Raw genomic sequence first — 24682 nt, forward strand, 5'->3', positions numbered from 1 at the left:
GGCACCTGCTCATCGGTGAGGGCTGAATGAAAGCCTCTTTCAGCAATGCGAGCACCGCATCGCATCGGAGGGTCGATCCACTCGGCCTGGGCCTGATGCTGTTCGCAGGGCTGAACCTGAACGGCGTCATTCTGCTGTTCCTGGGAGCGGAAGCGTTCCTGTCGCCGATCATTCTCCTGCTGACGATCATCATGTGCATCAAATATGCGCGGATTGCCTATGTAACTCCAAGTTATTTGCTCTTTGCCCTCACAGTCGCTTCGTACCTGCTCTTTGGAGGATTGGCTGGAATCCTCGGGTCGAGTTTCAATTCAAGCTATATAACATCCTACGGAGCAACGATCCTGCTCGTCTCGGCCATCCATTTCTGGCTGGCCTCCGTCGATGAGGCAGAGCTCACCAGGATTTTGACCATTCTCAAGAACATCCTTCTTGTCTCTTGTGTCATGGTGATCCTATCGGACGTCATCAGGCCCTATCAGGTCACACCGATGATGCCCGGCATTGATGCGGACCAGCTCAGGCAGGGAATGGAGTCGGCCGACCGCGCGTCAGGGTTCTTCGAGAACCCGAACGAAGCGGCGATGATAGCCCTCTACTGTATCGTCCTGATCGCTGCGCTTCCCAGCAGCAGTCTCCCACTGCGACTCGTTCAGGGTGCCGTCGCGGTCGTCGCCCTGATCATGACCTTTTCCAAGGCAGGGATGTTGACGCTCCTTGTTCTCACTGCGCTTTTTCTGCTGACGAGAAGATCATTCATGACCCTCGTCCTTTCCGCAGTCGGCCTCGTTCTTGTCTTCTCGGGTCTCTGGTTCGTATTCGAGAACGATCTCCTCAACCTCTCCTGGGAGCAGCGCGAGCGCCTGTCTGATGTCCTGAACCTGGCAGGCGGTGAGATCAATGAAAGGTCGACAACCGGCCGCAATGTGCTCTTCGAGATGGGCTTCGAGAAGATCACGAGCAACTTCCCCTGGGGAGCAGGGCTCGGCGAGTTCCATGCCATGGAGGGTGGGGTCCGCAAGGTGGCCGGCGGAATTGAGGTCAATGAATGGCTGGGGATTCATAACACCTTTCTCATGATCGCTGGCGAAGGGGGAATGGTTCCTCTCGTGATGCTCCTGGTCTTTCTCCTCTCATTGCTGACCTACGGCGTTTCCGCCCCACATCGAGGCATCGTCTATGGTTTTACGATCATTTTGATGAGCGACATGATGGTATCCCATCATGTCCTGCTCCTCCGCTTTGCCGATATGTTCCTGGGAGTGGTCTTGGCCCTCCTGGCTTTCTCGCCACGCCATGCAAACGTGAAGTACAGCATGCTGCCGCGCATGTCGTAACACCTAGGTCTTATCAGATCCTACCGTCACCGGTGGGCGTCGTGTCTAGTCAGCGGACGTCTGAAGTTCATGTCATTCGAGCGTTATCGTTCTGACTGGAAATTATTTTCCTGGAACATCAAGCGGGGCCTGGAAAACCGCCCGATTACTTCAGCCACTTCTGGAGTAGTCCGAACTCGTCGGTTGCGACGCGTGGCGGGGAGTGGCGCGATGGGGCATTCTTAACCTGTCAAATCTGGAGTGCTGAATCGCCGTCGTCGGCAGACATGCCAAGAATGATGTAATTGCGGGTGCTCGGTAGCATCGCCAATTTGATTGTTGGAATGCCTGCTGGTTTGGCTCGGCGAGCCATGCACTCCAAAGCTCTCAGGACAGGCTTTGGGGATGATGTATCAAGGAAACGATGGAGCTCCTGAGCTTCCTTCTACGTCGCCGCAAAGAGAGCGGCTAGCAGGTGCTGGGGAGCATGCTCCTCAGGCGCCCTACCTGCTCAGAAGCAGCCGCTCTGCCGCGGCAGGCAACCAGCCGCGAGAGCACGGCCCCTCGGAAGCTGGGCAGACAAGATCTCGTCTTGAGCAGCCTCAAGCTCGGCCACCGTCATTGAGAGAGGCTCATGGAACTCCGAGTCGAGGCAGAGGTGACGCTGCCAGAACGATCGGTAGGGTCGTTGGGGCGGTCCGCCGCCATTTCCTGCTTGCTGCTGCAATAGCGATAGGGATGGTCGTGCTGACAACCGGAATCGTGCTGAGCCTCGCCGAAAAGTACACGGCGACGGCACTGCTCGTCGTCGATCAAAGGGATCTCCGCCTCCTGGGACTCGACACGCCTGCTCCTGCGGCCGCTTCGCCAAACGTGGACAGCGAAGTCGAGATCATGAAGTCGCCCAGCATCGCACAAGAAGTCGCATCTCGCCTGAATCTTGCAAGCGATCCTCGTTTCGTTGCGGGCGCCGAAGGTGACGAAAGCGTGATCTCACAGTTCGTAGGTGGCACGCTCAACGTCTTCAAGTCATCGTTGCAGTCAGGATTTGGAATGCTCGGCGATGAAAGCGTCGGCCCTGAGGGACAGGATGCTCTCGAATCCGGGAAGACTGATCCGAATGCCATCGCGGCCAGGGCCCTGCAAAGGATCACGACGGTTCGCAGGCGCGGCTTGACGAACGTGATTGCCATCGACGTCACGGCAGAGAGCCCCTCGGAAGCCGCTCGGCTCGCCAATGCTTATGCGGAGACATATATCGACGGCCAGGTTCGCGCCAAGCTTCGTTCTGCTGAGCGTGCGGAAGCGGCACTTACCGAACGCGTCTCTGAACTCGGCGAAGCCTTGCGTCGTTCCGAGACGCAGATCAAAGCATTTGCAATGGCGCAGGCATCGCAACCTAATGATGATGCCAGCCGCCGCGACGTCGACCGGGTTCAAGGCAGCATCGCCTCCACGACTCGTGAGCTCAACTCGCTGACTACGCGCTTGAGAGAGATCGAGGGTTTCATCGCGTCCCAGAACTATGCCTCACTGGGGCAGTCGCTCTCTATCCCTGAAATGGTTGTTATGGATGAGCAGCGGCGAACTCTCGAGCAGAGGATTCAGCGCCCTTCCGAGGGTGACAGGGAGCGTTCCGATCTCCGCCAGAGGCTGGAACTGGTCAACTCTCAACTGCAGGCTCTCAGCGCACAGCGCATAGAGCCTATCCGGAGACAGTTCGAGGCAGGAAACGAAAGGCTCGCTTTGCTACGCCAGGAGCTGGAGAGAGTCATCCAGAGGACCGACCCCTCGACCGACATCTCGGTCAACCTCTTCCGTCTTCAGCAAGAAGCAGCATCGACACGGCAGCTTTATCAAGAGTATCTCGGCCGCTTGAAGGCATTGGCGCAGCAGAGGAACATCGTTTCTCCCGATGTCCATGTCGTCGCTGCCGCCAGTGCTCCCCCTGTCAAGAGCTTCCCGCCACGTACGATTCTTGTTCTGCTCGGAGGAGCGGCCGGCCTTGTGCTCGCAGTCGGAGCGGCATATGCGCGAGACAATTATCCTGCCAACCTCAAGTCGGAAGATGAGCTTGAGGAGGCAACGGGTCTTCGTTGCTCTGCCATTGTTCCTGCGATCAAGCGAGGCTCCGGACGGGGTGGCGTTGCCCCCGAGGACGAAATCTTCGACCGGCCGACATCGGAGTTCTCCGAAGCAATCCGGAGATTGCGAGTATCCATAGCCGCAGGCAGCGGTGAGAGCTTCAAATCTCTTCTCGTAACATCCTCTCATCCGGCGGAAGGTAAATCGACCATCGCCCTGTCGCTGGCGCGAACGGCTGCTGAGGCAGGTCTCAAGGTTGCCCTCTTGGACTGCAACTTTCGCGATCCGGTTCTGCATACTCGATTGGGATTGGACAACCGCAACGGTCTTGCCCAGCTTCTGCTATCCCCTGGAGTTATATCCGCACCACTGATTTCGGCGGACCCACGTTCCACGTGCTCTGTCATCACCAGTGGGGATCTGGCGGATATTCCACCCGACCGTCCACTTCAATCGGCGCGGCTCGGCAAAATTCTGCGGGAGCTGGGAAGCAATTTCGATCTGATCGTTCTCGATACGCCGTCCGCCGGATTGGTCGCTGATCCGCTCATGCTCGTCCATCATGTCGATGCTGTTCTCGTGGTCGCACGTGCAGGGCGTACTGCGCCGGAGAATGTTCGGAGCCTTGTCGATGAGGTCACACACATAAGTAACAAGAATGTCTTCACTGCCCTGAATTTCGCATCGTGAGAAATGGTGTTGGCGCACTGAAGTGAAACGATTCAGGTGAACGGATCCTGCTCTGGGTTCAGCGGATCATGTGATGGTGGAGGCTGCGATGTGCGGTATAACAGGATATCTCGGCCGGTTTGACGAAGCCGAACTTGAGGGGATGAGCCGCCGGATCGCTCACCGTGGACCTGATGGTGCCGGGCGTTGGGTTTCCGAGGACAGACAAGTCGGTCTGGCGCACCGGCGCCTTTCGATCATTGATCTCACATCCGCCGCTAGTCAGCCCATGGCGGAGGATGACGTCGTGCTCATCTACAACGGCGAGCTCTACAACTATGTCGAGCTGCGTGAAAAGATGATGCAGGCCGGGATCCGCTTCAAAACGCGCTCAGATACGGAGGTCGTTCTCAAGATGTACCTCTGGAAGGGTGTCGATATGTTGACATCCCTCAACGGAATATTCGCGTTCGCGATCTGGGACAAACGATCTCGAACCTTGTTTGCTGCGCGGGATGGGATCGGGGTGAAGCCTTTCTACTACACCGAGACCGCCCGCGGACTTCTGTTCTCCAGCGAGATCAAGTCGTTTCTTGATATCCATGATGTCGATTGGTCCGTCGATCCGGAGGGCTTGCGGGCCTACATGACCTATCACTGGAGTCCCGGTGAGGCGACCATGATCAAGAGTGTGCGAAAGCTGCTCCCAGGTCACGCCTTCGTCGCGCGAGGTCACCGGATCGAGAGGATGTGGTCGTTCTACGATCTGCCTTATGCGAGCGCGCCCCAGGAGATGAGTGCGGAAGAAGCGATATCGATCGTCCATGACGGGGTTAAGAACGCCGTGGAACGTCAGATGGTCGCGGATGTACCTGTCGGAGCATTTCTTTCCGGCGGCCTTGACTCAAGTTCCGTGGTTGCATTCGCGAAAGCGAGCGCCAGGGGCGGCCGGCTACCCTGCTTCACGATTCGCTTTGATCGCGCCGACGCCCGGCAGGAGGGGATTGAGGACGACCTGCCTTATGCTCATCGGGTTGCACGGCATATTGGTGTCGATCTCGAAGAGGTCTCCGTCGGCCCGGAAAGTCTCAACCTTTTGCCTGACATGATCTACATGATGGATGAGCCTCAGGCTGACGTATCGCCCATCAACGCCTATCTCATAAGCTCCGTTGCGCGGCGGCAGGGGATCAAGGTCCTCCTGTCCGGGATGGGGGGCGACGATATCTTTACCGGGTATAGGCGGCATTATGCTCTCGAACAGGAGCGATATTGGCGATGGCTGCCCGGCGCGGCGCGTGCCACTGTCGCGCAATTAGCAAGTCACATGCCCGTGCGCATCCCCCTCATGCGCCAGATGCGCAAAGCGCTTTCCTATGCACATTTGCCACAAAGGGAGCGGATTGCCAGCTACTTCTACTGGGGACACCCTGACCTTGTCGCATCGTTGCTTGCTCCTGACCTAAGACAGGAGCTCGCCGGCGAGGGAGTTGAAGCTCCGCTCATGGCAGCCCTGGAGCGATTGCCGGCAGCAACCTCTCTCACGAACCAGATGCTTTACCTGGATGGAAAGTTCTTCGTACCGGATCACAACCTGAACTTCTTCGACAAGGTGTCGATGGCCTGTGGAGTCGAGTGCAGGGTTCCGCTGCTCGATATCGAACTGGTGAAGATCGCAGCGGCACTTCCGACCCGGTTCAAGCAAGCCGGGAGAGAGGGAAAGTGGGTCTTCAAAAAGGCAATGGAGGCTCATCTGCCTCATCAGGCGATCTATCGCCCGAAGACCGGATTCGGCATGCCTTTGAGAACCTGGATGCGAAATGAGCTCAGAGATCTGCAGGAGGATCTGCTGTCTCCCCAAGTGATACGGAGCCGAGGTTTCTTCGACCCACAGGAGGTCCAGAAGCTTAGAGCTGCCAATGAAAGCGGTCATGTGGATGGATCGTATACATTGCTGTCCCTCATGAGCATCGAATTGTGGGGACGCATCTTCCTAGACCGTACGATGACACCTGCAGCCGGCATTCCCACTTCTGGTGAGAGGCATCTCGACACAGGCATTCCCGAAGTCGCCTGACAGACCTGAGAGTTGCGCTGAACCTGCCTCCATCGGAGGTAACGGACACGAGAGGATACAGTGAGCCATTCATCGAGCAGCTTCGGGCGCCAGGTTCACAAGGATGGATCAGCGGGGATTCTCCCGCACTCGTTGCTTGCTGCCGGCTCCGCTGGTGCGGGGCGTTTGATCAGGCTCCTGTCGACCAACTGGCTGACCGTCATCTGCTACCACCGCGTCTTAGCGCCGGGAGATTTGCTCTTTCAAGGCTACAAGCCGACAATCAGTGCGACGCGGGACAATTTTGCGCAGCAGATGGATTTCCTGCGTATGCATTACAACCCTATCTCTCTGCGTGACCTCGTCGCTTGGCTTGACGAGGGACGGGCAATGCCGCCACGTCCGGTCATCGTTACGTTCGATGATGGTTATCGGGACAATGGAAGCATTGCATGGCCCATCATGCAGGATCGCGGCATTCCTGCCGTTATATTCCTGGCAACGGATCACATCGGGACGGGGCGACCCTTCATCTGGGATCTCGCCGCCTATCTCTTCTCGAAGGCAGATCCGGACACGTTCGACCTCCCACTGATCGGGCAGGCGGAGCTTCGGGCAGCCGCAGAGCGCGATGCCGCAACCGACGCATGGGTGGAGGCCGTTAAGCGCCAGCCTGGATCGAAAAGAACAGATGCCGTTCATGAACTGTCTGTTGCGCTGGATGTGCCCATCCCGTCCCCCAGTACGTTCGAGCACCTCTATCTCAACTGGTCCGAGGTTCGAGATCTCGCCCGACAAGGGGTTGAGTTCGGCGCTCACACGCATACGCATCCGATTCTGACGAGCCTGCCGCAGGAGGAGGCTTCCAGGGAGATCGCCACGTCGGTTGAGCATTTGACGCGTCATCTCGGCGCCAAGCCGCTAGGTTTTGCTTATCCGAATGGTTCCGTAAGAGACTACTCGGCAGCGCATGGAGGAGCGGTCGAAGCTGAAGGGCTTCCACTGGCGTTCAGTCTGGGGCCGGGACCGGTATCCCTTTCACAGGTGCCGCGGCGCCGGATGGCTGTTCCTCGGGTTTACGTCGGAATGCAGGATACGATGCCTCGCTTCATCGCAAAGCTGGCGGGCTTGGCTCGGGTCAGCCATGTCGTCCGTCCTCCGCAATCAACTGCATATCCCTTAAATCGCCTGAAGGTCGCCTTCGAGGCGCGAAGTCAAACACGTGGAGCTGGTTGTTCATGAGAATCATCTATCTTCACCAATACTTTTTCACTCGATCGATGATTGGAGTTGCCGGCAACCGTTCCTACGAGTTCGCGCGACGCTTGGTGGCGATGGGGCATCAGGTCGAGATGGTGACATCTTATACCCATGCCCGGGAGAATGATCCTGCGGAGTGGTTCGAGACAGTGGAGGAAGGAATTCGCGTTCACTGGCTCCCTGTTCCGTACTCGAACAAGATGGGCTTCAGAAAGCGGATACAGGCGTTCTTCCGCTTTGCGGTCGGCGCATCTCGGAAAGCTGCGTCGATCGAGGCAGATGTCGTATTTGCAACCAGCGGACCGCTGACCATTGCACTTCCCGGCATTTATGCCTCTTGGCTGCGTAAGGTCCCGATGGTGTTCGAAGTGCGTGACCTTTGGCCCGAGGGTGCCATTCAGCTCGGAGTTCTTACCAATCCAATTGGGAAGAGGCTGGCTCGTGGACTTGAACGTCTGGCATATGGCTGGGCCCGTCATATTGTGGCGCTTTCTCCCGGAATGCGGGACGGTATTGTAGATGCGGGTGTTCCCGAGAATAAGATCACGGTCATCCCAAACGCTGCGGACTTGGACCTTTTCCATCCGGACATCGATGGCAGCGAGATGAAGAAGAGTATCGGGATTCAGGGGCGCTTTTCGCTCGCGTATATAGGAACGATGGGACTCGCCAACGGTCTTGGGTTCGTCTTGGACGCAGCCGCTGAACTGAAGCGGCGGAACGAAAACGATATCGTCTTCGTCTTGCACGGGGATGGGATGGAGCGAGCAAATCTTGAGGCGCGCGCAATCCGAGAGGGGCTCGATAATGTCGTTTTTTCCGGCCCGACGCCCAAGCACCTTACAGCCGAGGTAGTTGCTGCAGCCGACGTCTGCATGACGATCTTCAAGAATGTTCCGGTGCTTCGAACCTGCTCTCCTAATAAATTGTTCGACGCACTAGCCGCAGGCAAGCCGATCCTCACCAATATGCCAGGGTGGTTAGGTGAGATTGCCGAGGGACAAAGAACGGGTGTTCTCGTAGAGCCGGATAATGCTTCTGACTTCGCCGACAAGGCTGTTTGGATGCGCGACAATCCGCAAACGTTATTGGAGTTCCAGCACAATGCACGCCGTCTTGCAGAGGAGCAGTTTTCGAGAGACGTGTTAGCGCGGCGTCTTGAGGCGACTCTTGCGCAGGCTATGGCGCCGTCCTCACGCCACGCGCCTGTGAAGATCGTGCCTGCAGGCAAGGGTGAGCCTACATAGGGATGTTTATCTCTTGCAGACTATCGCTTATCAGGCCGGCATCAAGCTCTGATAGATCGATAGAACCCGGCTTGTCGTGTTCTCTTCCGATACATCGCCAGCCCGAGTCGAGCCATTGGAACGAGCCCCTGTCTTCAGCACATCAATAATTGCCTCCCCAATGACCTTCGGGTCCGGAGGGACGATTCTGGAGGGCTCAACGCCAGCCAGGAGTTCTTTTACGTCGCCCACGTCAACTGAGACGACAGGCAGATTGCAGGCAATGGCCTCCTTGACGACCGTGGGAGATCCCTCCCAGTCGCTCGTGAGGAGTAAGCAGTCGCATCCATTCATATAGAGCGGGATCTGCTCTGGAGCGACTTTGCTGACCGGGACGAGATCAATGTCGGGAATAGCTGATCGAGCGTGATCGATCGCGCTCTCCGCGAGCGAGAGGCGTTTGCCCGCTGGGCGCCCCCCAAGATTGAAGAAGACCAGTTTGCTGTCCAGGCTCCATCCGAGCTTCCGCCGAGCCTCAAGTTGCGGGATCGGCTTGAACAACGAAAGATCGACGCCATCGAAGATGATGGAGGTGGGGCAGGGGCGAGCCCAAAGCCTGTCTTGGAGCTGCTGACTGACGCATATCACATGTTTTGCTCGTAGCACCGAAACTTGGGAGAAGAGACGACCTACCAGGCTCCGCAGAAAGCCGATGTCGCTTGTCGGGTTCAAATCGCTGCCACGGAAGCTGATGACGAGTGGGTGCGCCGATCCCATCGCGCAGAAAAGCGCCGTCATCGTGCCATAGTGGGCATGCACGATATCGGGATCGAACTGCTTGACGGCTTGCCTGAACCGTCTCAGTTCTCGAAAGACTTCACTGGGCGATGTGCGTGAGGAAAGGAAGAAGGTCCTTACCTTCACGCCTCTCTTCTCGAGAGACGACATTTGGCGCCTGGCGAAAACCATGCTGCTCCGGTCGTTCTCATCGCCTGGAATGACGGCTAACACCCTCGGCATGGCAGCTGCGGAGTTCGGACCGCTCCAAGCGGTATGAGTTGCATTCTCGCTATCGTGGAGCATCTTTCAGCCGTGCCTGTTCCAACTTCGGATAAGAGTCGCGCGCCTGCACGCCGTAGGACAACGAGCATTTCGCCGCTTCGCCCCAGGATGCCCCACAGACTACTTGACTGCCACAGAAGACGTCAGGCTTGTAAGGAGTAGTACCAAGGTGGGTTGGCTCCGTCGTCCATCGGCATTGTTGACTGCTTTCCCTCGTGCGAGACTACATCCCCGGCGCTGATGAAAGGCGTCAATGATTGCTGTCACCGTTAGGCGTCTGACATGCCTCGGGGTAGGAACGACCAGTTGCCGAGAGACGCTCCCGTCAGATCTCCGTCTACAACCGGAGTGCTCTCAAAGCTTGCCGCGGATCGGGCCGCTCTCGCGGGGTTGGACGTAGGTCATTTATTCCGTAAGGCTGGAATTTCAGCCGTGACGGCAACCAGCTCGGAGAGCCGGATCAATGTTCGCAATCAAATTGAGTTTCTCAACGTCACTGCAGAGGCCCTCCAGGACAAGTTGCTGGGGTTCCATCTTGCCAGAGAAAGCGACCTGCGAGAGCTTGGCGCACTCTATTACGTGATGGCTTCAGCCGCTAAACTGGGTGAGACTGTCGACTATGCAGTGCGGTACAGCTTCGTCATCAACGATGCGATTCAAATCCACAAAGCGCCAAATTCACTGTCTATGGAGTTCGAGCACGTGGGCGTGGAGCGCCACATCGATACTCACCAGATCGAATTCTGGGCGACAAGTCTTCTACGTATGGCAAGGATCTTCACAGGACGGGAACTCGTTCCCGTCTCGGCTGAGTTTCTTCATCAGAGCAAGGGCGATGTGTCCGAGCTGGAGCGATACTATGGATGCGGGGTCAATTTCGGATCTCAAAGGGACAGACTCGTCTTCGACCCACAGGATGCTGAACTGCGTAATGCAACGGCAGACCCATTCCTGAACAAATTTCTAGTCGAGTACTATGAAGGGATCCTTGACCGCCGACAGCTGAAACAAAACCCCCTCCGTATCCGGGTTGAGAATGCTATCACTCCTCGCCTGCCGCACGGTGCGGCAGTCGTCGGCAATATCGCGAGCGATCTCGGTATGAGCGCGCGGACGCTGTCGAGAAGGCTTGCCGAAGAAGGGCTGACATTCAGCGGAATCCTCGACGATATTCGTTCGAATCTCGCTATTCGGTATCTGCAGAACAACGATCTGTCGATCTCCCAAATTGCGTGGCTCCTCGGTTACACAGAGGTGAGTTCATTCGTCCACGCCTTCCAGCGCTGGACAGGAAAATCACCGACTCATTTGAGACGACAGATTGTGCAGGGCGATGGCACGGAGGAAAATCACAAAGTGGATTCACAGTAGGTTCTTCGCCTCGAGTGACAGCTCCTCTGGCAAGGATACCGGTGTCACCTCAGGGTTTGTCGACGATCTGCCTCCATATGGGCATATAGGGTTACTCCTTCTGTGGGTGCCATGTTCTATAGAAATTCCCTCAGCGGGTGCGCTAGATTAGAACTGCTTAAGTAACCCGGCGAGCGCATAATACTCTGTAAGACCACGGATACTGGAGCCACTTCGACTGCTGAGGAGAGGCGATTGTGGAATCTTTGCGGACAATCGTTCCTGAATCTGGCGATGTAGGTTTGCCCTATCACGAGCTTGTGGGCCCGGACTCCGCCAGATTTGCCGATTTGTCAGTCATCACGAGTGTTGACGACCTTGCTAGCTACACTGCGGATCTGGAGGACCTTGCGAGCGATCTAGCTGTTCAGAACCCTTCCTATGAGCCGTGGGTATTACTCCCTATCATTAGAGCTTCTGCCGAACGCCGCAGCTTCGTGTTCGTGCTGGCTTTCGAAAGTCACCGGGTGCATGGGCGGCGTTTGGTTGGGTTTTTTCCATTTGAACGGATTTCGATACATTCTTTGATGCCCGTTTCGTGCCTTCGGCTTTGGGCAGATCCTTTCAATTATCTCAATGCCAGATGCGATCCGCTTATCAGGTGCGGAAATGAAGCCTGCATCCAGGACATGCTCAATTGGTTCACGCAGGGCGGTGCCCATGCAGAATTGCTCAATCTGCGCGGTTTGACGGATGGAACTTCCATTGCAACCGCCGTTTCGCGCTACCTATCGACATCAAAGCTGACGCATACTCACAGCACCATCGAATCTCACCTCTACCGGCGCCATGCTGATGCAAGATCTTACATGGATCACGTCTTCTCCACAAAAAGCCAGCAAACCTTGCGCCGGTACGAGAGGCGTCTGCGGGAGCTGGGGCCTATAGAATACTCGGACGTGACGGAGCATACGGATATCGAGGTGCTGGCCGACGAGTTCATCGACCTAGAGGACAGGGGATGGAAGGGGCAGCAAGGAGTATCTGTTGCCTCTTACGGCCATCGCGATCTCGTCAAAGGCCTCCTCTTAGAAGCACATAGACGCAATCGCCTCTCACTGCTGACGCTGCGCATTGCGAAGAAGATCATCGCCGCACGATGCGTGGTTCTGGCGAAGCCAGGCAGTTTCCTGTTCAAGCTGACATATGATGAGAGCGAGACCTACTCGAAGCGATCGCCCGGTCTCCTGTTGGAGCTGGAAGCCATCCGCAGAATGCATTCGGACGGTGAGTTGCTCGGTCATCAGGTCGAGTGGATGGATACCTGCGCGTCGCCCTATTCGTCGATCTTCGGCAGAAGCCGATCCGATGCGCTGAAGGTTCACCGGTTTCTGGTCGCGCGGCCAAGAACCATTGGGGCGATAATGCTCGCGATGCTGCCGCACATGTTGATCCTGAGGGATGCGCTCCGGACGCACGGTTCGCAACTTGTGCATCGGGTGAAAGCTTGGCGCACGCGAAGAGGAGGTGTTCGCGGTGCCACTTAGGACTTGCGTAGAAACGAGCTCCCGTTCAGCCGCCGGTTCTCGGGAAGTCCCCGTTTCGATATCCATCGATCCTGCGCCCAGCCACCTCTTGTGGGCTGAACTGCAGGCAGCCACTCGGGATAGTGTTGATGATGTTCAATCGTAGGAAGTGCCGAAGCGAGCCGCATGGTATGCGCCAGTTGATCCTGATGGCCATAATGCTGGCTCTCTTCATTCCGAGGACGGCATTGGCGGACTATCTCGTGGCGCCCGGGGACACTCTCGAAATTTCGATAGCCAGCCTGCCGGAGTTTCGCCAGAGAACGCAGGTCAACATGGAGGGGCAGATCACTTATCCTCTTGTAGGCAGCATTGGCGTCGCAGGTCTCTCTCTGAGCGATATACAGACAAAGCTGAAGAACGAGTTGGCCAACAAATCAGTCCGCAGCCGTTCTTCCGACGGAACCGAGAGGATCGTCTACGTCTATCCGGAGGAGGTATCCGTCGTCATTGCTGAGTATCGCCCTGTCTATGTCAATGGCGACGTGTCAAAGCCTGGCGAACTACCCTACCGTCCCCGCATGACGGTACGGCAGGCTATAGCTCTCGCCGGAGGCCTGGACACGCTGAGGTTCCGGACACGAGATCCTAACCTTGAGGAGGTGGATCTACGGACAGAGAGTAATCTCCTGCGCGAAGAGCTGATGAGGCAAGAGGTGCTGGTAGCGCGTTTAGCTGCCGAGCTTAAGGGCGAGCCTGAGTTTCAGGTCCGCGATGAGGAGGCTGCGGCTCAGCCGATATCAAGGAACGAAAGGGCTCAGGCTGAGGAACTCAAGCTCGCCCTGATCGATCACGACCGGGAAATAAAATCTCTTGGGCGATCACTGGAGCAAACGCAAGCACAGGCCGCTACGCTCGGACGTCTGCAGGAGCAGCTGACGAAAAGCTATGAGCAGCAGGCGGAGGAGGTCGCCAGGTTAAGGTCATCGTTCGAGCGAGGTCTCGCCTCTGTCGCACGCATCGCGGAAGAGCAAAGAGCCCTCGCATTCGCATCCGAGCGCCTGCTGCAGACCGAGGCGCAGTTGAGCTTGGTAAAGAAGGATGAAGAGGAGCAGCGTCGGCAGCTGCAGAAGGCCGAAGACCAGCGGCGTTTGAAGCTCATGCGCGACCTGCAAGAGGCTGAAACGAAGCTCCATGACCTTAAGGCAAAGATCCGAGCTGCCGATGAAAAGATTCTTTACGTTGGTTCCCTCAGGTCCCGGTTAGCGTCGGATTCGCTCGGCAGGCCCCGCGTCCAGATCTTCCGAAACAGCAAGCAAGCCTGGGAGGGGCGTGAAGTCGATGAGGACACGGAGCTTGTGCCCGGAGACGTTGTAGAAGTCACCCTGCGGCAAGCCCCAGCGATGAGGGCTCTGCCATAGTCTGGCTCAGCCTTCGGGATCTCGGCATGTAGGACTCGAACTATCCCCATTGGTAAATCCACTGCCGCAGAACTTTTTGGAATCTGGTAAATGCAGAATCTGCAGAAGGCTTCGACTTCACACGCTGCGAATTTCCGCCTTCTGCGGGCTGCAGATGTTCGGCCGGAGGACATTTCGGCCTGGAAGACGCTCGTGCAGGAGGCTGTCGAGCCGAATCCGTTCTTCGAGCCTGAATTCGTACTGCCGCTGTCTGAGGCACGGCCGGAAGACAATGTGCACTTGGTGGTCGTGGAACAGGCCAGCCGTTGGACTTTTTGCTTGCCTGTCGTCATCAGGTGGGGGTGGCGCAAGATGCCAGTGCCCGTCATGGCGACATGGCTCAGTCAGTACACTTTCCTTGGAACGCCCTTGATAGCAGCCAGCGAAGGGCCAGCACCCCTGCTTAGGTTGCTTCAGGGAGTGCAGCACGCGCGCGCCGGCCTTTTGGTCTTCGAGTGGGTTGCCGCTAATGGGCCTGTTTCGTCAATGCTGAGGCAAGTGCTGTCGCAATGTGGCAGCCCGTTTGTCCAATGGGAGCGGTATGAACGTGCCGCTCTAGGTCGAGACGTGACGTGCAATCCGCACCTATCGAATAAACGACGCGCGGAATTGGGGCGGAAGCGAAGAGCTCTAGAACGAGAATGTGGTGGTGTGCTGAAGCTCGTTGACCGAACAGGAGATCCATCCGCAGTCGACGAGTTTCTGGAATTGGAGGCGTCAGGCTGGAAGGGGAGTGAAGGCACTGCAATCGCGTCCCGTGCGGCGGACATCGCATTCTTCCGTAAGGCTTGTAGCGCCATGGCGGAGGCGGGCCATCTCCAGATGTTGGCTCTGATGGGGAAGCGGGCGGTAGCGATGCAGTGCAACTTCGTCTCCGGAAACAGCCTTTTCGGCTTCAGGATGTGCTATGATGAGACGCTTTCCCGTTTCTCTCCGGGTGCGTTGTTGTTGTTCGATGCGATTACTCACTTTTATGATAGCAAGGCCGTTTGGTTCGACTCCTGTACTGCTCCGGATAATGAACTGTGCAACCGTCTGATGCATGAGCGTCAGACGGTTGAGACACTCCTCGTCGGAGGCGCGGATCCTATCGGAACGACGCTGGTGGTCACGATGCGAACCGCGTCAGTCCTGCGGCAGGCACGGGGCAACATGAGGAACGCAGGACGCCTATTGAGCTCTCGCCGCTGGATGCATCATCTGCGTGTGCGGCAGGCCGGCAGTGGTTGAGGTTGAGGTTGAGGTTGAGCCAAGATACTCGCCTGAGCCGGATTTGGACGATCGCTGCAGATAATCCTGCTCACATCGAAACAGCTTTTCGGATCGCGGCATCATCCAACTCGTTGCGAGGCGTCATCTCGTGCTGATGGGAACGCGCGTCTGCATCTGCTGGAACCAGGATCGTCTCTACATTCGGTTCTGCTGCTGCATCGGCTAGACGCTGTTCCAGCGAGAGTTGCGCGAGGCCGCGTTTGTGTGCTTCGAGGTGAGTATAGTCGTCCAGCAGCACACAGGAATTTGGCGGCGCCTCAATTGTATCAAAGGGGGCGACCTTGTGACCGCTCTTCGGCAGGCTGAGCCAAGAACAATGCAGGAGAACGCCGCCCTCCACGATTGTGTACGCGCGGTCGCCCGCCTCAAGTCGCTGTGAGGCTGCGAGAAGAAACTCCATCTTGCTCCGGTCATTCCTGCTTTCGGGCTCATAGCACAAAAGATCCGAAATGCAGTTGATGTTGCAGACGTTCCTGGAGCTGATCTGGCGCGCGCGCTCCAGTGAGACGGTGTTGAAGTGCATGATGGGGAGCCTGCCGGTCCTGTAGGTCGATCGCAGAAGTCCGTCCGGGAGCAGACCACGCAAGCCGTAGCGGGAGATTTGCTTTCGATATGAGCTCAGTGCCTGCCCATGACGGCCCAGAGCCTGAGTTGCTGCCGCACGGATCCGTACCCTGAGCCGGTGCCAGAGGAAATCGAAACGGTCGAGATGGACGCTAAGCACATATACCTGATCGTAATGATCTGCCGAGCGATCCTTGTACATATCGCCGCCTGGAGTCAGGTCGAGCTCCAAGAGGCCCTGCCTCCCAAGGGTCTGTGCCAGAAGAAGGATGAGGATCTTTCCAGGGGAGTGTTCCGCGAGAAAAGGGGAATGTGCCAGAACCCCAACCGAGACCGACGTGCGGCTGATCAGGCCGATATTGGCGGCGGCTACGGCATCGCCCACTTTCAAAATCGAGACATGTGCGATGCCCGGCTTTTCCAGAAGCTTCAAACAGAACTCTCTCTTCTGGGGGTCCTCTTTGAAGGGCAGAGACGAGTTGATGGCTCCTTGGCGCAGGTCGCAATACTCGGCAATCGAGTCGATATAACGCTCGAGCTCGCTGCGTGTCCGAACCTCAACGAGCGACAGGGGATCTGTCTTCCTGAGACGGTTGATGCGGCTCTTATTGCTTTTTTTCCTCAATGAATCTTCGACAGAGCTGCCAGGCCCAAGTGTCAGGACCGGGCGCTTCTTCTCGACGATGAATGCTCGCGAGTTGTGCCGCGCCTTGTTGCACCACTGCACTGGGGAGCCAGGCGGAAGATATTGGAGGTGCAGCCGACATCCGGGAAAATCCGATGCCAGAACATCCAAAGCTGCCTCTATGAACGACGTGGAATTGAGATCCGTCGCAATCCAAACCTGATATTCAGCCTGCTCGGCACCCACGTGAACAATCTTGCCGGACGCTCTCTCAATCGCGAGAGGTAGAAGTCCAATAAGTCGTCCGACCTCATCGTGTTCTACGATGAGAAGGGGTTCAAAGCGCATGATGTAGGCTGCAAACCAAGCTTCAGCGAAGCCTGGGGATTGGCATGCGGTGCTCCAAGGGCATTGTTTGACAAGCGCAGACCAAGCCTGTTCGAAGGCTTCGTTGATCAACAATTCTCCGGCCATCTCTCCGCGGATCAGGTCAACGCTGGATCTCCAGGGGTAAATACTTGAGCCGGTCATGCTGTATTTCCCGCGAAAATACGATGGTAAGAGCTATCTTCAGCGGTTCTATGAGAATAGATTGCAAAAGCAAGCTCTAAGGGGGGAAATTTCTGTCATAAATATTTTACAATCGCATGCAAAGCGTGATCAAGCGATAAAAGAATATCTGAAATGATAATGGGTATATTCTGCTGAGTAATGTGAACTACCACCTCAGTATATTTGAACTTCTATAGAATAGGCTGGTTGTCCAGCATATCATGCTCCATAACGTGCAAAGCATCGACATCTGTCTTTTTTGAGGCGGCTGGTTCCATAGAGCGGAACGATCGGGAGGTCATCTGTGGCGAATAGTTCCAAGATTTCCCTCCAGAGCACTGCGAGAGGAACTGGGCTCAGCCCCGCCTATGTGCCTGCGGAAAGGCCCCTCCGCTTGTTCATCGGGCCGGCGATTGCCGCTTTGATAGGGCTGCTTTGTTCGATCCAGTCTGCCTTGTTCCTAGGCTTCATCCTCGGTCTGGGCCCATCGGATTCTCGAATCGTTCTTACTATCGTCACCGTAACGGCGCTCAATACATCGGCGGTGGTCACGATTGCCGCATTCGCCCAAAGGGGCTCCACGTCGCGGCTGCTTCTGGCTTTCATATTTAGTTTCATTGCACATTTTACCTGGTTCGCATTTGCTGCAGGGCTGAAGCAGGACATCGCCTGGAGTTTCGTGCCGGCGACGTACATTGCAGCGGTGGCCTGCAGCATCGCCGTAGATCCATTGCGAAGGATTGCTCGACCGCGAAAGATCGGAGCTGTCGCTGCTGGTCTGTCGCCGGAGATCCTGCGGCGGCTTGATGAGGGCGTCGAGATCATCTCCGATCCTGCCGCTGCCGTTTCCCGGTACGATGTCATACTCGTGGACTTCGGCGTGGCGTTGCCGCCGGAATGGACACGATACATCTCCTTGGCGGCCATGTCGAACTGCGAGCTTCGTCATGTCCGCAACTATGTGATCGACCGTTCCGCATACCTCCTGCCTGAGGATGTCGAGCCTGATGTCCTTCGGCATCATCTTCAAAGAAGCGCGTCATATGCACCGCTCAAACGCTGTATCGACATTGGCGCCTCGCTTCTGATGGCGCCGATAGCTTTCATGCTGGGCGGCGCAGCGGCTTTGGCGATCGCCATCACTATGGGGCGCCCGATTATTTTCGCTCAGGACAGAGTGGGGCGGAACGGCCGAGTATTCCGCATGTACAAACTGCGTACGATGAGCGTGCATAGTACGGGTGGCAAACAGATTGCGACCTCAAAGAGCGACTGCAGGGTAACACCACTCGGCAAGGTACTTCGCCGCTACCGGATCGACGAGTTGCCGCAACTTTTCAATATCATGAAAGGCGATATGAGCCTAATCGGGCCTCGGCCGGAGCAGCCGCAGCTCGTCTCGGAGTACCAGCAGATCATCCCCCATTACGATCTGCGTCACGCCGTACAGCCGGGGCTCTCCGGTTGGGCTCAGGTCAGCTACGGATATGCATCCACGGTCGAAGAAACGCGCGCGAAACTGACATACGACCTGTTCTACGTTCGGGAGTACGGTCTGTCCCTTGATGTCGAGATCGCCGTCGCAACGATCTGGACGCTTCTGGCGGGTCGAAATGTCCGATAACGCCATGGCAGTCGCAGACATTCCGGTCGCCTCTCCACGCGCATACGCTGAACGGACGGACGGGGAGCTGAGGGTGACGACGGCCTCTAATGTCGCAGACCTCGCTCCACATATCGATTGTTGGAACGAGCTCGCCTCAAAGGCTCCTCAGCGGATTCCCTGTCTGATGCCAGGGTGGGTCAAGGCCTTTCTGGAGCATCGCGTAAAGCCTGGGGAGCATTGGCTCTGTAGCTTCGCCTACGAAGGAGAGAGACTCGTCGGTGTGCTGCCCGTCATTGTCAGAGCGCACCCGCTTCTTGGTGCGAGCCGGCCCGTACTGCACACGCTGTATGACGACTTGACACCATCTGGTGATGTCTTGCTGGCTCCCGACCGTGCGGAGGCGGCGCTGCAGTCGCTTTTCTCAGAGCTTCGAAATCTGATCCCTGGTCACCTCGGTCTCACCTTGAGCGGAGTTCGGCAGGGATCTCCTGTTCTGCGGGCCCTCCAACATGGTGCGGATGGCTACGTCAGGTATCGTGGCACACGTTCCTCATACTCATATCTCAATGTGCAAGGCGATTACGGACAGTACTTCGCGGGTCTGGGAAATATGCGCCGCAACCTTAAGCGGTTCCGCAAGAAGCTCGAAGGGCACGGGTCCGTCCTGGTTGAGCTCAGGAAAGGCTACCCGGCGGCAAGTGAGCTCCTGGGCGAGTTCATAGAGCTCGAGGCATCCGGCTGGAAGGGGCGCAATGGAACGGCGATGGCCGACAATCCTGGAGCAGTCGCGTTCTACAAAGCCTTGGCAGAAACCCTGGGGCCGGATGAGGAGTTCGAGTGGTATGTCATTCGGGTCGACAATCGTGTCGTGGCGGCTCAAATGTGCATCCGATGCGGCGAGGCTCTTATGCTGGCCAAGATCGCTTTCGACGAAACCTATGCGGATTGCAGGCCCGGTCATCTCCTGACGGGTGAAGTCTTGAGGGATGTTTTCTCTCGCCAGGATGTCGCGGAGGTGAACCATCTCAGCAATGCCGACTGGGAAGGATTCTGGAGGATGAGCCATGACGAATACGTCGATGTTCATCTCGTGCGAAAAAGCGCTATGTCCACGCTGTTTCAAATGCCTCGCGCGGCGGTACATTTCGCCTACCAAAGTTATGTCCGCCCACGGATCCCGCAGAGGATCAAGAGGATCTATCGCGCGTTCAAGCGAAGAGGCGATCGAAAGCCGCTGCGCAGCGCCACCAGTCGCTCCGTCAGGCAGGATGAGAAGAGATAGACGGCCGAGTTCCAGGTGGCTTCACCTTGCCGGAACCTGAGGGCCACGCTCGAAGCTGCCGAAATGATCCTACGGGGACGGATACAGGAGCTCCCACAATTCTGTCAGCTAAGCGAGCAGAGGAGGCCGGCATGAGGAACATTGGAATCAAGTCTGTGGCGAGGGCCTCTGGATCACGCCTTTCTGGGATTCTCCTGACCACGTACATGCTGCTCTCTGCAACAGTTGCGACGGCCTCGGACTGGCGGCCTGTCATCGCACCTCTCACCATAGGCGGGCATTATTACGAGCCGGCCTCTGCAGCCTCGAATCATCAAGCGATCCAGCTATCCAAATCTCAGACTGCCCTGCTTCGTTTTACGGTCCGCCGAGGGGAGAACTCACGCTGGGATGCGAAAGAAGGATCTGCTGTCGACAGAGCTGAGCTCACGGGGTGGGCTCAGCCTAATCCTCTTGGGAAAGATGTCTGGATCTCCTATGCCCAAAGAATTCTTCCGGGAGAGCCGGTAACATCAAGATGGTGTGTGATCGGCCAGATGCATGCCACGACCCAGGCCGGCGACCGGGGCTCTTCACCGCCGTTCGCCTTGCAGTTGCTGCCTGGCGATGTGTTCATGATATCGACTCGCTACGTTGCCGCGGCAAGACATACAGTTAATCCGGACGAGACGATCCGTTATTCCGGCGCCATCGAACGGGACCGCTGGTATCGGCATGTGTTCCGCTTGCGCTTCGGCTACAAGGGCGATGCCATTCTTCAGTGGTGGCGCGACGGCGTGTTGATGCTCGACCTAACCGATTTCTCCATGGGGTATAATGACCCTGAAGGGCCATACTGGCAGTTTGGGATCTATCGGAATACCTCTCCAGAGGATCTAACGATCGAGTACCGCGACGTCGAAGTCAGTCAGACCTCCTTGGCTCACCGGATCGCTCCGCCTTCATCAAAAGAAACTGCGTCAGACCTGAAATTGATGAGGTAGCTTGCAGGGTATTGGCAGCTCCCAGCGGCGCCTTTAGTCATGAGAAGGGGCGCGGAACTATTTACGCTCTTGGGTAATAAGCGCGGAATTATGTATTATTGGGCCCGTAAAGTCGCGTGCTGCTAAACAGAAATATTAAGCTTTTACTCCTCACGTTGGCGGCCCTGTACCTCAAAAGCGCTAGAACCTACTCCTTTTTCATCAATGGTCGCAAAGAGGTTAATTTGTATAATTGAGGACAGATTTCAAAAAAGGATCTTTCGCATGACACGATCTGCGTCGCTGGTGCCAACGATCCTTGTTTGTAAAAACTCAATGCTTCGAGAAGGGCTGAAGCATACTCTTTCGACTACTCGCTTCAGGGTGTGCTCGGAGGGTGATGGTGACGGTCAGGACGAGACTGACAAGGCTCCATCCCTGTTCGTTGTCGATATCAATCTTCACCAGCAAGCCACTTCCGATTTCATCCGGGATATCAAGAGCCGCTACCCGACTTGCCGCACAGTTGTGTTGGCCGAAGAGTTCGATCTGCAAAGCATGATGTCAATGCTGCAGTCCGGAGCCGACGGCTACTGCCTTTCGACGGTGTCGTGTGAAGTCTTGGTCAAATATCTCGATCTCGTCATGTTGGGAGAAAAAGTATTCCCGTCGAATTCCGTGCTCATGGATTTGTCGGCAGGAAAGCTCTCGCGTGTAGAGCGGCCAGTATCAGCCGAGACGCCGGACAATTTGCAGATTATCTCAGCCGGAGCGCCCATTCGAACGCTCTCGAGCCGAGAGGCGGAGATTCTGCATTGTCTGATGCAGGGCGCCCCCAATAAGATTATTGCGCGAAAGCTTGAAGTTGCGGAAGCCACTGTGAAGGTTCACATCAAGGCGATTCTCAGAAAGATCCGCGTTACGAACCGCACACAGGCTGCCATGTGGGCTGTTGCGCACCTCCCGGCCGCCGGCGCATCCGACGAGTCTTGGGCATCCCGCTGAAGGGCTTGGTTTATGACAGGTGCAAAGCGCGCGAGGTTCTTCGTATTGCTGGATATGAAGAGCCGTCCTGGGCCGTCGGAGCGGGGGTCTGAAATTGACTTTCCCTATGAAAGCGCGTCCAGGGTGTTGGAGATCAGTGCAGGACACCGCCGAGATTGATCGTGAACAGAATGTTCCCGAATGCATCGGTAACTTCGAGGCTCCAATTCGCCCATTCGTTCGAAGCCGAGTCGTCCTCGTCTCGCAATTCGTCTATTGCTTTCAGGGCCTGGATACGGGCTTGCTCGATGTCCCTGACTTCAATCCCATCCTGGTCTGTGATTTTCTCGCTGCCATTTACGAGGTTGAAGTAGCATCTCATCGTTAGGGGCAGAGTCTCCCGCGCAGATTCTGAAATGGTGTTTCTGTGAACTTTAGCGGCCATGCTGTCAGCGCCGATTTCTAACATGTGTTAAGTCTACAGATTTTCACTGTCTAGCCCGATCTGCAGATCTTCCTGCGCTCATGCTGTGGTGCAATTCACCCTCAGGAGGTACGCACGTACCGAATCGCAGGCTCAGTGCAGCAAGCTTGACCGATTTAGCTCCGTAGCAGGAACCAACCCGGAGGCTTGCCTCAAGGCTGTTCGAATAAACGTCCCTTACCGTAAATGAAGTTTTGCATCCTGCAAAGAATTTAATGTTTTTATAGCCTTTCGGACCTCAGTCCAATTGTCCTGAAAGATTTTGTAAGTTAATTTTCTGAGTGATGGGATGTTCGCTGAAGCGGTTGGCGAGCAGGGGCCAGAGGGCTCTAAGATGCGGAAGAATTACGACCAAGACTCTTTGTCCGATCAGAGCGGATCCGAAAGTGGTACATACACGAGATCTGCGGAGGAAACTCAGGTGGGTGATCCGAACGGTGCGGTGGGTGCTCGACTGCAGATTGTCCCAACCCTCTTGGTTGAGCCCAATACATTGCTGAGAGAGGGGCTGAAGAGGATACTATCGGAGACGCCTTATAGTCCCGTTGCATCTGCAGCAAGTCTCGACGAAGTGCGAGGCACCTGGGCAGCCGGCGCCGATCCTTTTCTGCTGATCATGGACGCTGCCAACGATCACGATTCAAAGTGCAATCAGGTCTCGCAGCTCAAGGCGGATCTGCCGACCGCGCGTGTGGTCATGCTCGTCGACTACTACGATCTGAAGCGCGTTCTAGCTGCTTTCCAGGCGGGAGCCGATGGCTATCTCGTCAAGTCTGTCTCATGCGAGGTTCTTGTCAAATCACTCGACCTCGTCATGCTCGGGGAGGCTGTCTTTCCGTCCGCTATCCTCAATCTCCTGCGCGAGCATTCGGCCGTAGAGGATGAAAGCAGTGCCGAGCAGCAGGATGATGATCAGGAAAGCCCTCCCAGAGGCCTGTCTGTTCGCGAGACTGTCATTCTCCGTTGCCTCATGGAGGGAGATTCGAACAAGCTGATCGCACGAAAGTTCGATATCACGGAGGCCACGGTCAAGGTCCACGTCAAGGCGATTCTCCGCAAGATCCGCGCCAAGAATCGGACACAAGCCGCTATCTGGGCAGCAAGTCATCTGCCGTCGAACGGCCGCGGCGCAGCGAGATCGTAATCGGGATAAGGGCGCTTTGTCCGTCCTCATCCCGATGCGATGATCGACTGCAGCCCCTCTCGCAGAGATGTGGAGGGCATCAAGCCGAGTATGTCTTTGAGGCGGGAGGGATCGCCGACGGAGATCATGATGTCCCCGGCTCGTGCCGGTCCATTGGCGACGGTCAACCCTGGCTGAACCAGATCGGCGACGGAGTCGGCAAGCTTTCGGATCGAGGTCGCCTGTCCGGTGCAGACATTGCTGATTTCCGCAGACGCGGTTCTTTGATCAAGCAGTCGCTCCATGGCTCTGCGGCATGCTTTGACGGCATCGGCGACGAAGACGAAATCCCGCACCTGATCTCCCGTTCCGTGGATGAGGACGGGAGCTCCATTGAGAGCGTTGCGCATAAAGACCGCGATCACGCCGGAGTAGGGCGAGTGCGGATCCTGTCGCGGGCCGTATATATTGAAAAAACGAAGACCGAAGGATCTCAGGTCTCTCGTCCTCGCACCGGCTGCTGCGTGCAGCTCCATCGCGTATTTGTCGGCGCCATAGGCCGAGATCGGTCTTTTTGGAGCGTCCTCCTCGATGGGGGTTCGATCAACGTCGCCGTAGATCGCTGACGAGGAGGCATAGACAACGGGGATATTGTGCTCCGCAGCCAGTTCGAAGATGCCGACTGAGGCGGAGAGATTGATGCTGTGGGAGTCGCGCCACTGCTGGGTGCATTTGGGGACCGATGCGACTGCGGCCAGATGAAAGATGCCGGTACATCCCCGGGCTGCTTCCTGGAGCAAGGAGCCATCCCTGATATCTCCCACGATCAGCTCCGCAGCCTCTGTCAGATTGCTGCGATGGCCTGTCGAAAGGTTGTCGAGAACAACAACCTCAGCTCCATCGCCAACCAAGGCCTCTGCCAAATGGGAGCCAATGAAGCCGCAACCGCCGGTTAGCAGAAAGCGCTCGGGCATCGCACACCTCTCGGCAGGTTTTGTTGCGGGAAACGGTCGGCTGAAACTCGTGATCCAGCCAAATCAGGATTTTCAGATCCTTCTTCCACTTTATGAGAACTAGAGATTCTTGCCCAGTCGTACGGGGGATATCTCCTGCGGTAGTTCTTTTTTGAGGATGGCCGATCCATCCCTTGAGTTCGTCGCACAAGCCGATATGTTACTATGATTCATTTTTGGCCTGCTGGGGCAAAGGGAGCAGGCA

18 protein-coding genes are annotated in these 24682 nt (G+C 56.6%); 14 read left to right on the forward strand and 4 right to left on the reverse strand.

The genetic code is table 11. The annotated features are described in order from the left end of the window. The first annotated feature begins 26 nt into the window (after window positions 1-26). The 5 genes from ACFOYU_RS08835 to ACFOYU_RS08855 all read left to right on the forward strand — a co-directional run bounded on the left by ACFOYU_RS08835 (window position 27) and on the right by ACFOYU_RS08855 (window position 8633). On the forward strand, window positions 27-1337 hold the full coding sequence (locus ACFOYU_RS08835; protein ID WP_377033242.1) for an O-antigen ligase family protein: 1311 nt from the start codon (window positions 27-29) through the stop codon (window positions 1335-1337). A gap of 387 nt (window positions 1338-1724) precedes the next feature. Then, on the forward strand, window positions 1725-4091 hold the full coding sequence (locus ACFOYU_RS08840; protein ID WP_377033344.1) for a GumC family protein: 2367 nt from the start codon (window positions 1725-1727) through the stop codon (window positions 4089-4091). A gap of 73 nt (window positions 4092-4164) precedes the next feature. Next, window positions 4165-6147: an asparagine synthase (glutamine-hydrolyzing) gene (gene asnB / locus ACFOYU_RS08845; RefSeq protein ID WP_377033243.1), complete on the forward strand. Its 1983-nt coding sequence runs from the start codon at window positions 4165-4167 to the stop codon at window positions 6145-6147. Window positions 6148-6207: 60 nt separating this feature from the next. Then, on the forward strand, window positions 6208-7368 hold the full coding sequence (locus ACFOYU_RS08850) for a polysaccharide deacetylase family protein (RefSeq protein WP_377033244.1): 1161 nt from the start codon (window positions 6208-6210) through the stop codon (window positions 7366-7368). Then, window positions 7365-8633 carry a glycosyltransferase family 4 protein gene (locus ACFOYU_RS08855; RefSeq protein WP_377033245.1) on the forward strand — a complete coding sequence of 423 codons (1269 nt, stop codon included), beginning with the start codon at window positions 7365-7367 and terminating at the stop codon, window positions 8631-8633. The genes ACFOYU_RS08850 and ACFOYU_RS08855 overlap by 4 nt, the downstream gene beginning before the upstream one ends. 30 nt (window positions 8634-8663) lie before the next feature. On the opposite strand, the gene ACFOYU_RS08860 is transcribed toward ACFOYU_RS08855, so the two are convergent. Further along, complete coding sequence (locus ACFOYU_RS08860; RefSeq protein WP_377033246.1) at window positions 8664-9695, reverse strand: glycosyltransferase; 1032 nt, start codon at window positions 9693-9695, stop codon at window positions 8664-8666. Window positions 9696-9956: 261 nt separating this feature from the next. On the opposite strand from ACFOYU_RS08860, the gene ACFOYU_RS08865 reads away from it, so the two are divergent. From ACFOYU_RS08865 to ACFOYU_RS08880, 4 genes are all read left to right on the forward strand, one after another. Next, window positions 9957-11045, forward strand: a complete 1089-nt coding sequence (locus ACFOYU_RS08865; protein ID WP_377033247.1) for an AraC family transcriptional regulator — start codon at window positions 9957-9959, stop codon at window positions 11043-11045. A gap of 236 nt (window positions 11046-11281) precedes the next feature. After that, on the forward strand, window positions 11282-12571 hold the full coding sequence (locus ACFOYU_RS08870; protein WP_377033248.1) for a GNAT family N-acetyltransferase: 1290 nt from the start codon (window positions 11282-11284) through the stop codon (window positions 12569-12571). 170 nt (window positions 12572-12741) lie between these two features. Beyond that, complete coding sequence (locus ACFOYU_RS08875) at window positions 12742-13971, forward strand: polysaccharide biosynthesis/export family protein (RefSeq protein ID WP_226736552.1); 1230 nt, start codon at window positions 12742-12744, stop codon at window positions 13969-13971. A gap of 90 nt (window positions 13972-14061) precedes the next feature. Continuing rightward, window positions 14062-15240, forward strand: coding sequence for a GNAT family N-acetyltransferase (locus ACFOYU_RS08880; protein ID WP_377033249.1), 1179 nt, complete (start codon window positions 14062-14064; stop codon window positions 15238-15240). 70 nt (window positions 15241-15310) lie between these two features. Here ACFOYU_RS08880 and ACFOYU_RS08885 read toward each other — a convergent pair whose 3' ends face one another. Further along, window positions 15311-17002, reverse strand: coding sequence for a GNAT family N-acetyltransferase (locus tag ACFOYU_RS08885; protein WP_377033250.1), 1692 nt, complete (start codon window positions 17000-17002; stop codon window positions 15311-15313). A 415-nt stretch (window positions 17003-17417) separates the two neighbouring features. On the opposite strand from ACFOYU_RS08885, the gene ACFOYU_RS08890 reads away from it, so the two are divergent. From ACFOYU_RS08890 to ACFOYU_RS08905, 4 genes are all read left to right on the forward strand, one after another. After that, window positions 17418-18647, forward strand: a complete 1230-nt coding sequence (locus ACFOYU_RS08890; RefSeq protein ID WP_377033251.1) for a sugar transferase — start codon at window positions 17418-17420, stop codon at window positions 18645-18647. A gap of 166 nt (window positions 18648-18813) precedes the next feature. Continuing rightward, the gene (locus ACFOYU_RS08895; protein WP_377033252.1) at window positions 18814-19911 is read left to right on the forward strand and encodes a GNAT family N-acetyltransferase; all 1098 of its coding nucleotides are present in this window, start codon (window positions 18814-18816) and stop codon (window positions 19909-19911) included. A gap of 131 nt (window positions 19912-20042) precedes the next feature. Continuing rightward, window positions 20043-20894 carry a heparin lyase I family protein gene (locus ACFOYU_RS08900; protein ID WP_377033253.1) on the forward strand — a complete coding sequence of 284 codons (852 nt, stop codon included), beginning with the start codon at window positions 20043-20045 and terminating at the stop codon, window positions 20892-20894. Between the two features lie 264 nt (window positions 20895-21158). After that, window positions 21159-21878: a LuxR C-terminal-related transcriptional regulator gene (locus ACFOYU_RS08905; RefSeq protein WP_377033254.1), complete on the forward strand. Its 720-nt coding sequence runs from the start codon at window positions 21159-21161 to the stop codon at window positions 21876-21878. A 133-nt stretch (window positions 21879-22011) separates the two neighbouring features. On the opposite strand, the gene ACFOYU_RS08910 is transcribed toward ACFOYU_RS08905, so the two are convergent. Then, complete coding sequence (locus ACFOYU_RS08910; RefSeq protein WP_226736538.1) at window positions 22012-22326, reverse strand: DUF6894 family protein; 315 nt, start codon at window positions 22324-22326, stop codon at window positions 22012-22014. A 436-nt stretch (window positions 22327-22762) separates the two neighbouring features. Between ACFOYU_RS08910 and ACFOYU_RS08915 the strand changes: the two genes are divergently transcribed. Beyond that, window positions 22763-23485: a LuxR C-terminal-related transcriptional regulator gene (locus ACFOYU_RS08915; protein ID WP_226736535.1), complete on the forward strand. Its 723-nt coding sequence runs from the start codon at window positions 22763-22765 to the stop codon at window positions 23483-23485. A gap of 26 nt (window positions 23486-23511) precedes the next feature. Here ACFOYU_RS08915 and ACFOYU_RS08920 read toward each other — a convergent pair whose 3' ends face one another. After that, window positions 23512-24438, reverse strand: a complete 927-nt coding sequence (locus ACFOYU_RS08920) for an NAD-dependent epimerase/dehydratase family protein (RefSeq protein WP_377033255.1) — start codon at window positions 24436-24438, stop codon at window positions 23512-23514. Window positions 24439-24682 lie beyond the last annotated feature (244 nt).

The organism is Microvirga sp. GCM10011540, assembly GCF_042650665.1.
Classification (GTDB): Bacteria; Pseudomonadota; Alphaproteobacteria; order Rhizobiales; family Beijerinckiaceae; genus Microvirga; species Microvirga lenta.

What these genes read in the sequence shown, in the direction of transcription:
- ACFOYU_RS08835 (WP_377033242.1), top strand. Translation starts at nt 27, where the DNA reads ATGAAAGCCTCTTTCAGCAATGCGAGCACCGCATCGCATCGGAGGGTC.
- ACFOYU_RS08840 (WP_377033344.1), top strand. Translation starts at nt 1,725, where the DNA reads ATGTATCAAGGAAACGATGGAGCTCCTGAGCTTCCTTCTACGTCGCCG.
- asnB (WP_377033243.1), top strand. Translation starts at nt 4,165, where the DNA reads ATGGTGGAGGCTGCGATGTGCGGTATAACAGGATATCTCGGCCGGTTT.
- ACFOYU_RS08855 (WP_377033245.1), top strand. Translation starts at nt 7,365, where the DNA reads ATGAGAATCATCTATCTTCACCAATACTTTTTCACTCGATCGATGATT.
- ACFOYU_RS08860 (WP_377033246.1), bottom strand. Translation starts at nt 9,695, where the DNA reads ATGCTCCACGATAGCGAGAATGCAACTCATACCGCTTGGAGCGGTCCG.
- ACFOYU_RS08865 (WP_377033247.1), top strand. Translation starts at nt 9,957, where the DNA reads ATGCCTCGGGGTAGGAACGACCAGTTGCCGAGAGACGCTCCCGTCAGA.
- ACFOYU_RS08875 (WP_226736552.1), top strand. Translation starts at nt 12,742, where the DNA reads ATGCGCCAGTTGATCCTGATGGCCATAATGCTGGCTCTCTTCATTCCG.
- ACFOYU_RS08880 (WP_377033249.1), top strand. Translation starts at nt 14,062, where the DNA reads ATGCAGAATCTGCAGAAGGCTTCGACTTCACACGCTGCGAATTTCCGC.
- ACFOYU_RS08885 (WP_377033250.1), bottom strand. Translation starts at nt 17,002, where the DNA reads ATGACCGGCTCAAGTATTTACCCCTGGAGATCCAGCGTTGACCTGATC.
- ACFOYU_RS08895 (WP_377033252.1), top strand. Translation starts at nt 18,814, where the DNA reads ATGCCAGGGTGGGTCAAGGCCTTTCTGGAGCATCGCGTAAAGCCTGGG.
- ACFOYU_RS08900 (WP_377033253.1), top strand. Translation starts at nt 20,043, where the DNA reads ATGAGGAACATTGGAATCAAGTCTGTGGCGAGGGCCTCTGGATCACGC.
- ACFOYU_RS08905 (WP_377033254.1), top strand. Translation starts at nt 21,159, where the DNA reads ATGACACGATCTGCGTCGCTGGTGCCAACGATCCTTGTTTGTAAAAAC.
- ACFOYU_RS08910 (WP_226736538.1), bottom strand. Translation starts at nt 22,326, where the DNA reads ATGTTAGAAATCGGCGCTGACAGCATGGCCGCTAAAGTTCACAGAAAC.
- ACFOYU_RS08920 (WP_377033255.1), bottom strand. Translation starts at nt 24,438, where the DNA reads ATGCCCGAGCGCTTTCTGCTAACCGGCGGTTGCGGCTTCATTGGCTCC.